8 protein-coding genes and 2 rRNA genes are annotated in these 8,706 nt (G+C 62.2%); 3 read left to right on the top strand and 7 right to left on the bottom strand.

Going from position 1 to position 8,706, the window contains the following annotated elements:
- Positions 1-104 precede the first annotated feature (104 nt).
- Complete coding sequence (locus tag MA09_RS18650; protein WP_036251728.1) at positions 105-1,298, top strand: M20 aminoacylase family protein; 1,194 nt, start codon at positions 105-107, stop codon at positions 1,296-1,298.
- Positions 1,299-1,330: 32 nt separating this feature from the next.
- On the opposite strand, the gene MA09_RS18655 is transcribed toward MA09_RS18650, so the two are convergent.
- The gene (locus tag MA09_RS18655) at positions 1,331-2,224 is read right to left on the bottom strand and encodes an NAD(P)-dependent oxidoreductase (RefSeq protein WP_081897678.1); all 894 of its coding nucleotides are present in this window, start codon (positions 2,222-2,224) and stop codon (positions 1,331-1,333) included.
- Positions 2,224-2,922: a suppressor of fused domain protein gene (locus MA09_RS18660; RefSeq protein ID WP_036251731.1), complete on the bottom strand. Its 699-nt coding sequence runs from the start codon at positions 2,920-2,922 to the stop codon at positions 2,224-2,226. Before MA09_RS18660 ends, MA09_RS18655 begins: the two co-directional genes overlap by 1 nt.
- Positions 2,923-3,063: 141 nt before the next feature.
- Between MA09_RS18660 and MA09_RS18665 the strand changes: the two genes are divergently transcribed.
- Positions 3,064-3,624: an acyloxyacyl hydrolase gene (locus MA09_RS18665; RefSeq protein ID WP_036251733.1), complete on the top strand. Its 561-nt coding sequence runs from the start codon at positions 3,064-3,066 to the stop codon at positions 3,622-3,624.
- A gap of 108 nt (positions 3,625-3,732) precedes the next feature.
- Positions 3,733-5,169, top strand: a complete 1,437-nt coding sequence (locus MA09_RS18670) for a DHA2 family efflux MFS transporter permease subunit (RefSeq protein WP_036251735.1) — start codon at positions 3,733-3,735, stop codon at positions 5,167-5,169.
- Here the strand turns inward: MA09_RS18670 and MA09_RS18675 are convergent.
- The 5 genes from MA09_RS18675 to MA09_RS18700 form a co-directional block, all read right to left on the bottom strand.
- A complete protein-coding gene (locus MA09_RS18675) occupies positions 5,166-5,462 on the bottom strand; it encodes a hypothetical protein (RefSeq protein ID WP_036251738.1) in 297 nt (98 codons plus the stop codon). The two genes, MA09_RS18670 and MA09_RS18675, sit on opposite strands and share 4 nt — an antisense overlap.
- Before the next feature lie 52 nt (positions 5,463-5,514).
- Positions 5,515-6,015, bottom strand: a complete 501-nt coding sequence (locus MA09_RS18680; RefSeq protein ID WP_036251740.1) for a nuclear transport factor 2 family protein — start codon at positions 6,013-6,015, stop codon at positions 5,515-5,517.
- Between the two features lie 527 nt (positions 6,016-6,542).
- On the bottom strand, positions 6,543-7,445 hold the full coding sequence (locus MA09_RS18690; RefSeq protein ID WP_036251745.1) for a pepsin/retropepsin-like aspartic protease family protein: 903 nt from the start codon (positions 7,443-7,445) through the stop codon (positions 6,543-6,545).
- A 284-nt stretch (positions 7,446-7,729) separates the two neighbouring features.
- Positions 7,730-7,842 (bottom strand): 5S ribosomal RNA (rrf, locus tag MA09_RS18695).
- A 138-nt stretch (positions 7,843-7,980) separates the two neighbouring features.
- Positions 7,981-8,706: ribosomal RNA gene (locus MA09_RS18700) — 23S ribosomal RNA — on the bottom strand; the annotation flags it as partial.

The following is an 8,706-nucleotide window of genomic DNA, read 5'->3' on the forward strand; positions in this document are numbered from 1 at the left end:
TCCGATTCCGGCATGCTCCGTGCCCTCCTCTTTCATTGACTGTTTGAGGCAGGCTACAATGGTTCAAAGCATGCAATGCAAGCATGACAAAAAAGGAGAGACAGATGAAACTCGTGGAACCAATCCTCGCCTTTCAGCCGGAGCTGCAGGAGATCCGGCGCGACCTGCATGCGCATCCGGAGCTGTGTTACGAAGAACAACGCACCGCCGACGTGGTGGCGGCGCGGCTGACGGAATGGGGTATCCCGATCGTGCGCGGCCTGGGGGTCACCGGTGTCGTCGGCATCGTCAGGAACGGCACCTCGAACCGTGCGATCGGCCTGCGCGCCGACATGGATGCGCTGCCCATGCAAGAGATCAATGGGTTCGCCCACGCTTCGCGTCATCCGGGCAAGATGCACGCCTGTGGCCACGACGGACACACTGCCATGCTGCTCGGCGCGGCGCATCACCTGGCGCAGCACCGCAATTTCGACGGCACCGTCTACCTGATCTTCCAGCCGGCCGAGGAAGGCGGGGGTGGCGCGCGCCGCATGATGGACGACGGCTTGTTCCAGCAGTTCCCGATGGAGGCGGTGTACGGCATGCACAACTGGCCGGGCATCGCCGAGGGGCACTTCGGCGTTGTGTCCGGGCCCATGATGGCCTCCAGTAACGAATTCCGTGTCACCGTGCGCGGCAAGGGCGCGCATGCGGCGCAGCCGCACCGCGGCATCGACCCGGTCATGGTGGCGGTGCAGATCGCCCAAGCCTGGCAGACCATCGTGTCGCGCGAAAAGAATCCGCTCGAGTCGGCGGTGCTGTCGATCACCCAGATCCATGCGGGCAGCGCCACCAACGTCATTCCCGACGAAGCCGAACTGGTGGGCACCGTGCGCACCTTCTCGACCGGTGTGCTGGACCTGATCCAGCGTCGCATGGAAGAGATGGCCAACGGTGTTGCCGCGGCTTTCAATGCCTCGGTCAACTTCAGCTTCAAGCGCAATTACCCGCCGCTGATCAACCATCCGGAACAGACGGCATTTGCGGTGGAGGCGATGCGCGACGTGGTGGGGGCGGAGCGCGTGGATACGAACGTCGAGCCGACCATGGGGGCGGAAGACTTTGCCTTCATGCTGCAGGAAAAGCCGGGGTGCTATGTGTTCATCGGCAATGGCGAAGGTACGCACCGCGCAGGCGGGCATGGGCTGGGGCCATGCCAGCTGCATAACACCAGTTATGACTTCAATGACAAGCTGTTGCCGATCGGGGCGAGTTATTGGGTGCGGCTGGTGGAGATGAGCTTGCCGAAGGCTTGATTTTCGTAGGGTGAGCGGGAGACCCGCCCACCCTACGGGAGCTGGTCTGCCGAGTTCCCAAGCCGAATCCCAGGATTCATCCGTTCGAGCGCCAATAAGGCCGCCGCATGGTCCGCCTTCGGCAACGCGCTCTCGATCGTCTCATACTGCCGCGTCACCAGCTCCGTCACCGGCAGCGTCAAGCCCGCTGCCTCGGCCGCTGCCAGCACGTTCCGCAAATCCTTCAGCTGGCTCTTGACCTGCCCGCCCGGCACGAAATTCCGTTCCAGCATACGCTGCCCATGCACCTCGAGGATCCGGCTGCCCGCAAACCCGCCGCGGATCGCCTCGCGCACCGCGGCCGGATCGGCGCCGGCCGCCTGCGCCAGCAGCAGCGCCTCGGCCACCACGTTCAGCGTCGCGCCGACGATCAGCTGGTTGCACAGCTTGGCCACCTGCCCGCTGCCCACCGGCCCGACGCGCTGGGGCTTGCCCATCGCTTCGAGAATGTTCACCACCTGGTCAACATCCGCCTGCGCGCCGCCGACCATGATGGCCAGGGTCCCGGCTTCGGCGCCGCCGACGCCGCCCGACACCGGTGCATCCATGAAGCGGCAGCCCTGGGCCACAAGGCGTGCATGGAAGGCGAGCGCTTCGTCCTGCCGGGTCGAGCTCATGTCGATCCACAGCGTGCCAGGTGCGAGCGCCGGCAACGCCGTATCGATCACGGCAGCCACGACCGGTCCGGCCTCGAGCATGGAAATGACCACCTGGGCGCCGCGCACTGTCTCGCTCAGGTCCATTACCGGTTCGACGCCGCTGTCACGCAGCGCCTCGGCCTTCGCAAAGGTCCGGTTCCAGGCGCGTACCTGATAGCCGGCCTGCGCCAGGCGGCCTGCCATCGGCCTTCCCATCAGGCCGATACCGAGGAAGGCGATGGTGTTCATCAGAACAGGCCGAGGAACTTCTTGACGGTGTTCTTGCGGCCCGGGACGACCAGGTCGGTCACGCCCTTGTCGTTGAAACCGTCGAGCAGCGCCGGGAATCCCTTGCGCTTGACCAGGTTCATTTCCGCTTCATAGAGCGGCACCACGCAATGGAAATAGATGTCCTTGCCGTCGCACTCGAGCGCGGCAAAGGCCTCCGGCGCGGAGGCCGGCGGCAGCAGGATGGCGCCGGTGAACTCGACGCCCTTGGCATAAGGTTGGGCCGGATGACCGTTCGGCACCGTGTGGCCGAGGCCGAGCCAGGTCGCGTGCCGGTGCGGATAGTGCGCCAGGTGGCGCAGCAGCGCCACCGGCCAGTACCAGCGCTCGTCCTGCACCGATTGCTCGTCCAGCTTCCAGTCCGCCGGCAATGCCATCATGAGCTCGGCGAACGGCGGCGCGCCTTCCGGCGCAGTCATCGGAAGACTGCTCATGCCCGATGTCACCAGGCGCAGGAAAGGGTAACGCGCGTTGGCCGGTACCACGTGGATGTCGACCTGCACCGGGTCGGCGATGGTGTCGTGAAAAACGGTATCGATCCGGCCAAGGTGGGCGGCAATGTGCTCCGCTACCGGGTCATGCGGCAAAACGGTGGGCGTCACCTGCTGCTGGGTCGGCGCGGCAAGCGGATACAAGGGGGTGCTGGTCGGTTCGGTCATGCGACAGTAGAAAAGAATATGCGTTCTGCGGGGCGTCTATCATACCTGCGCGACAGGACAAGGTGGCGGCCAGCGGCGATTTGTTCTCGCTAGTACAATAGTGCATCGCACAATGTTGATGTATTGCTAAGAGAGAAGAACATGCCCAATGTGAAGAAATCTGCCGGCATCGCCGCTGCCCTCGTGGCCGCCTTCTGCGCCCAAGCGGCACACGCCCAGGCACTCGGTGGCTGGGCCGATTCCGCATCGCTCGAGTTCGGCACGAATCCCCAGCAGCGCATGTTGCGCGTCGCCGTGCAGAACGATTGGGACCAGCGCTGGTTCGCCCGCAACGGCTACCACCTGTCGGGTTACTGGGAAACCAACCTCGCCCTGTGGCGCCTGCGCGCCTACCAGAACGTCCCGGGCCGCACCAAGAACATCGCCGTGGTCGGCTTCACCCCCGTGTTTCGCTACCAGGGCGACAGCAAGCTCGGCCTGTATGGCGAGATCGGTATCGGCGTGAACCTGTTCTCCAAGCTGTACAAGAACGAGGACAAGGAATTGTCCACCGCCTTCCAGTTCGGCGATCACATCGGCGTGGGTTACACCACGGCCAAATGGGACGTCGGCCTGAGGTTCCAGCACTACTCGAACGCCAGCATCAAGAGCCCGAACGGGGGCGCAAACTGGATCGTTGCCAAGGCGGCCTACCGCTTCTGAGCGCAAGGCAAGCCTTGGCGACGCGGTAGTGTGACGCGGACCGGGGGCGATCTATGACACAATCGGGCCAAGGCGGGCCGCCCGGCCTGCCGGCATCACGAGGCCCGATTGACTGATCCCAGCACCATCAAACGCTACCTGCCGTGGCTCGTCGCGACTGCCCTGTTCATGGAGCATCTCGACGCCACCGTCGTCAATACCGCCATCCCGAGCATCGCAGCCAGCCTGCAGGTCACGCCGCTGAGTCTGAAGTCGGTGGTCACCAGCTACATCCTCGGCCTGGCCGTCGGCATCCCGCTCAGCGGCTGGATGGCCGACCGCTTCGGCACCCGGCGCGTCTTCTTCACCGCCATCTCCATCTTCACCGTCGCCTCGGTCCTGTGCGGCCTGTCCGTGAATGCGCCCATGATGACGGGCGCGCGCCTGCTGCAGGGCCTGGGCGGCGCAATGATGATGCCGGTCGGCCGCCTGGCCATCGTGCGCACCTTCCCCAAGAACGAGCTGCTGGCGGCGATGAATTTCGTGATCATCCCGGCCCTCATCGGACCGCTGCTGGGGCCGACGGTCGGCGGGCTGATCGTGCACTGGACTTCGTGGCGCGTTATCTTCTTCGTCAACGTGCCGGTGGGCCTGGCGGCGCTCTACCTGGTCTGGAAGCACATGCCCGACTACCGCGGGATCGAGAAGCGGCCACTCGACGTCCTCGGCCTGCTCCTGTTCAGCAGCGGCACCGCGATCCTGTCCTGGCTGCTGGAGGTGTTCGGCGAGCACACGCTCGATGCGCTCACGGCCGGCCTGCTGCTGGCGCTGTCGCTCGGGCTGCTGGGCGCCTATACCTGGCACGCGCTGCGCATCACGCATCCGCTATTGCGGCTTACCCTGTTCAAGGTGCGCACCTTCCGCATCTCGGTGGCGGGCGGCTTCCTTACCCGGCTGGGCGTCGGTGCCCTGCCCTTCCTGCTGCCGCTGCTGTACCAGCTCGGGCTGGGCCTGCCGGCGTGGCAGTCGGGCCTCCTGATGATGCCGGCCGCGGCGGCCGCGATGGGCATGAAGGTGTTCGCGCCCAGGCTGCTGGCGCGCTTCGGCTACCGCCAGGTGCTGACCGTGAACACGGTGCTCATCGGGCTGACGATCTCGATGTTCACCCTGGTCGGCCCGGGCACGCCCTTCTACGTCATCGTTGCCATCAGCCTGGCGCAGGGCTTCTTCAATTCGCTGCAGTTCTCGAGCATGAACACGCTGGCCTATGCCGACATCGAACCGCAGGACTCGAGCATGGCAAGCACGATGTCGAGCTCCTTCCAGCAGCTGTCGATGAGCTTCGGCCTGGCCGCCGGCTCGATCGTGACCGCCTGGTTCCTGGGGCCGGTGGCGCAGGACAACCGGGAACAGGTGGTACAGGCGCTGCACCACGGGTTTGCGACGCTGGCGGCGCTGACCCTGCTGTCCTCGGTCGTGTTCTGGCGCCTGCGCCGCAACGATGGCGACAGCATCAGCCGTGGCCAGGCCAAGGCCAAGGAAGCAGAGCCTGTCGCTGAGGCCTAGGCGCCTCCTCCAGTGGGTGAGGCAAGGCGGCCCAACACCTTCTCGCGGTTGTTCAGCACGAAGCTGACGAAGACCGGCTCCTTCACGGCCAGCCTGACCAGACCGGGCAGCAGGGGATAGCAGAATGTCGCCACCTTGCGCACGCATTCGTCGTCGCGCAAGGCATGCTGTGCGGCCTGACCGGCGCCGCCAGCCAGCATGGGCATCAGTTCCCCACGCTTCCGGTCGATGATGGAGGAAACCGGTCCGATCAGCTTGTCGGCCAGGCCGTGCTCTGCGCTTGCTTCATTCATGGGCGTTCTCCAGGTTGGGATACCTGAATCTTGCCTTAGTGAATGAAAACCTTCATGCGCCGAGGCAGACACCTGTTTTACCGCCATCAAGCGGAACCGTCATGCCCGCCTGTCCGACGTGGTAGTACAGGGAGACGATCCTCCAGCCGTCATCGTCGCGATAGAGCTGGATACTGTTCACGCCTGTGTATTCGGCCGTTGCAGCCTTTGGATCGCGGCGCGTTTCGACCACGCTGTATACGGTTGCGAACCGGTCGTACTCCTTGACCTCGCGCTGCACTTCGCATTCGTAGAAGCCATGTGGCCGCGCCTGGCGCTGGGAAGCGACGAAGTCCACGGCTTTCATGGACCGGAACAGCGGCTTGCCGTTCTGGTAGATACCACCGGCGACGATGGCATCCGCTCGGAAAAGCCGCTGCAGTCGGTCCACGTCTGCCGCGACGCCAGGCGCATGGCTTGACGCTTGCCATAACTCCGCAACGACTGCGGCGGGCGTCGAGGCGGAGGCAAGCAGCGGAAGGCAGGCAAGGACAACAGGGAGTAGACGGCGCATGATGGGATCCTCAAAGTTGCAATCCCAACAGTATAAACGCCGTGCAAGGCAACATGCCCGCTGGGTCGACAACGGGCTGCAGAAGCTGATTCAGAAATACCTTAATGGCGGCCGTGACCTCGACCGCGTCCCCAACCACGGCCTGGGTGGTGGTGCCCTCGTCCGTCGCGCCAACCGTGACCGCGGTGGTAGCCGTGGCGCGGGCCGCGATCGTAGTAGCCCAGTCCAAGATTCACTTCGACCGGCGGACCGACGTAGGTGGAGTAGCCGCCGCCGTAATACGGGTCGTAGCCCGCGTAAGGCGGCCCATACACCGCACATCCGCCGAGTCCGGCAGCCAGCAGGAATCCAGCCGCGCATCGTTTCAACACACGCATGCTTCGAATAGTCATCTGTGCCCCCCTGACGGTAACCTGTCACCAGTCTAGGCGCGCGCAGGGTGGATTCAAAAGCAAGTTACGTTTGCTAACCTGCTTTCTCGACAGCACAGAACACTGCAAGCCGGAGAGTGCCCCCAGGATCCTGCATTAGTTCAGCGGCTGCGGAATCACCTCCACTGAACCGCGTTTCCGAGTCTGCGGCCTTGTAATGGGGGAAAAATATATTCGCTTCTGCTCCATTGCGACATAGACGCGATGTCGATGCAGGAAGTCCGCGCCCAGTACCAGTGCCTCTCCTTCATGGCTCAGGTCCATCAGGCGCAGGTCCAGGTCCTTGACCTCGAGTTGCCCGATCGACAGCAGCGGAACTGGAACTTTCCATACCGGCTTGTCGGCGGCATGCCCGGGCAAAGGCGCCTCGCGTGTCGCTCCCGGCGACTCCGGCGTCAATCCGAGCCGCACGGCAGCGGCTTTGGGCACATAAGAATACGGGGTTGCGGTGGACAGTAAGGCATGGATGGGCTTTCCACCAATCGTTGCGGTAAAGACAACCCGTGCGTCGCGCTTCCACGGGTCCCACATCGCAAGGACCGAGGCCGCCTGAGGATCCCAGTAAGCCAGGTGCGCGCCGATGCAGCCGCTCGGATTGAAAGACTTCAGGTAGCCCGCGTCGAGGGCGATTTCGAGGTCGTGCTGAAGGAGCATACCGGCACCGACACGCACTCCATAGGTATCGTCCATGAAGTTCTCGACCTTGTAGGTGCCGCCTTTTACCTTGGCCGGCCCGATTGAGAAATCCTTGATGCTTGCATGTGAAAAGTCTACGTACAGATCGACCTTCGTCGGATTGCGCGTATCGTCGGCGTCCAGCTTGCTCGTCGTATTGCGCACTTCGATCCCGAGACGATCCAGGATCTTCTTGTTGAACACGAAGGATTCCCCAGCGCCGGTGCTCAGCATGGCAGGAACAGCGACGCCATTGATCTTGGCGTCGCCGACCGGGCGCAAGTCATCGGTGAAGGTGAGCGGTATGCTTGCCTGCTCGCGCATGTCGCAGCCTGCCGGCAAGGAATTCGCCCATGCTCCATGCGAAATGAAGAGGCTCGCGCAAATTGCAGCACTACGGCGCAAAGAACTGGGAAAGGCGGGGCGGCTGAGGTGCATCGGATTGTCCTGATTAGTCTGCATGAAATGCAGTATAGGGACTCCGATGAGGAGAACACGGGCCTTACGAAAATTACCCTTTCGTCATACAGACGACCAGTGAGAGGGATTTTTCGGCGCACAAAGCAAAAACCCCCACCGGATCACCGGTGGGGTTTTTCATATAACTAGCCTGACGATAACCTACTTTCACACTGGTTGCAGCACTATCATCGGCGCAAAGTCGTTTCACGGTCCTGTTCGGGATGGGAAGGGGTGGGACCGACTTGCTATGGTCATCAGGCTTTGACTTGTCTGAGCTTTTACCGATCGGTAAAAAACTCACAATCCGGGAAGAAGTATCGTTTTTTTTATTCTTGGGGTAGCAGTATCAACAAACTGCAGCTGTATTCCTGACTTGTCTATAGCCTACCAAGGTTATAGGGACAAGCCGTACGGGCAATTAGTACTGGTTAGCTTAATGCATTACTGCACTTCCACACCCAGCCTATCAACGTCCTGGTCTCGAACGACCCTTCAAGGAGCTCAAGGCTCCGGGAAATCTCATCTCAAGGCAAGTTTCCCGCTTAGATGCTTTCAGCGGTTATCTCTTCCGAACTTAGCTACCCGGCAATGCCACTGGCGTGACAACCGGTACACCAGAGGTTCGTCCACTCCGGTCCTCTCGTACTAGGAGCAGCCCCCTTCAAATTTCCAACGCCCACGGCAGATAGGGACCAAACTGTCTCACGACGTTTTAAACCCAGCTCACGTACCACTTTACAATGGCGAACAGCCATACCCTTGGGACCGGCTACAGCCCCAGGATGTGATGAGCCGACATCGAGGTGCCAAACTCCCCCGTCGATATGAACTCTTGGGAGGAATCAGCCTGTTATCCCCAGAGTACCTTTTATCCGTTGAGCGATGGCCCTTCCATACAGAACCACCGGATCACTATGTCCTACTTTCGTACCTGCTCGACTTGTCGGTCTCGCAGTTAAGCACGCTTATGCCATTGCACTATTAGCACGATGTCCGACCGTACCTAGCGTACCTTCGAACTCCTCCGTTACACTTTAGGAGGAGACCGCCCCAGTCAAACTGCCTACCATGCACTGTCCCCGATCCGGATAACGGACCAAGGTTAGAACCTCAAACGAACCAG

The organism is Massilia sp. BSC265 (assembly GCF_000740675.1).
Lineage (GTDB): Bacteria > Pseudomonadota > Gammaproteobacteria > Burkholderiales > Burkholderiaceae_D > Telluria.

Coding starts and splice junctions, on each gene's coding strand:
- MA09_RS18650 (WP_036251728.1), top strand. CDS start 105: ATGAAACTCGTGGAACCAATCCTCGCCTTTCAGCCGGAGCTGCAGGAG.
- MA09_RS18665 (WP_036251733.1), top strand. CDS start 3,064: ATGCCCAATGTGAAGAAATCTGCCGGCATCGCCGCTGCCCTCGTGGCC.
- MA09_RS18660 (WP_036251731.1), bottom strand. CDS start 2,922: ATGACCGAACCGACCAGCACCCCCTTGTATCCGCTTGCCGCGCCGACC.
- MA09_RS18655 (WP_081897678.1), bottom strand. CDS start 2,224: ATGAACACCATCGCCTTCCTCGGTATCGGCCTGATGGGAAGGCCGATG.
- MA09_RS18690 (WP_036251745.1), bottom strand. CDS start 7,445: ATGCGCGAGCAGGCAAGCATACCGCTCACCTTCACCGATGACTTGCGC.
- MA09_RS18675 (WP_036251738.1), bottom strand. CDS start 5,462: ATGAATGAAGCAAGCGCAGAGCACGGCCTGGCCGACAAGCTGATCGGA.
- MA09_RS18680 (WP_036251740.1), bottom strand. CDS start 6,015: ATGCGCCGTCTACTCCCTGTTGTCCTTGCCTGCCTTCCGCTGCTTGCC.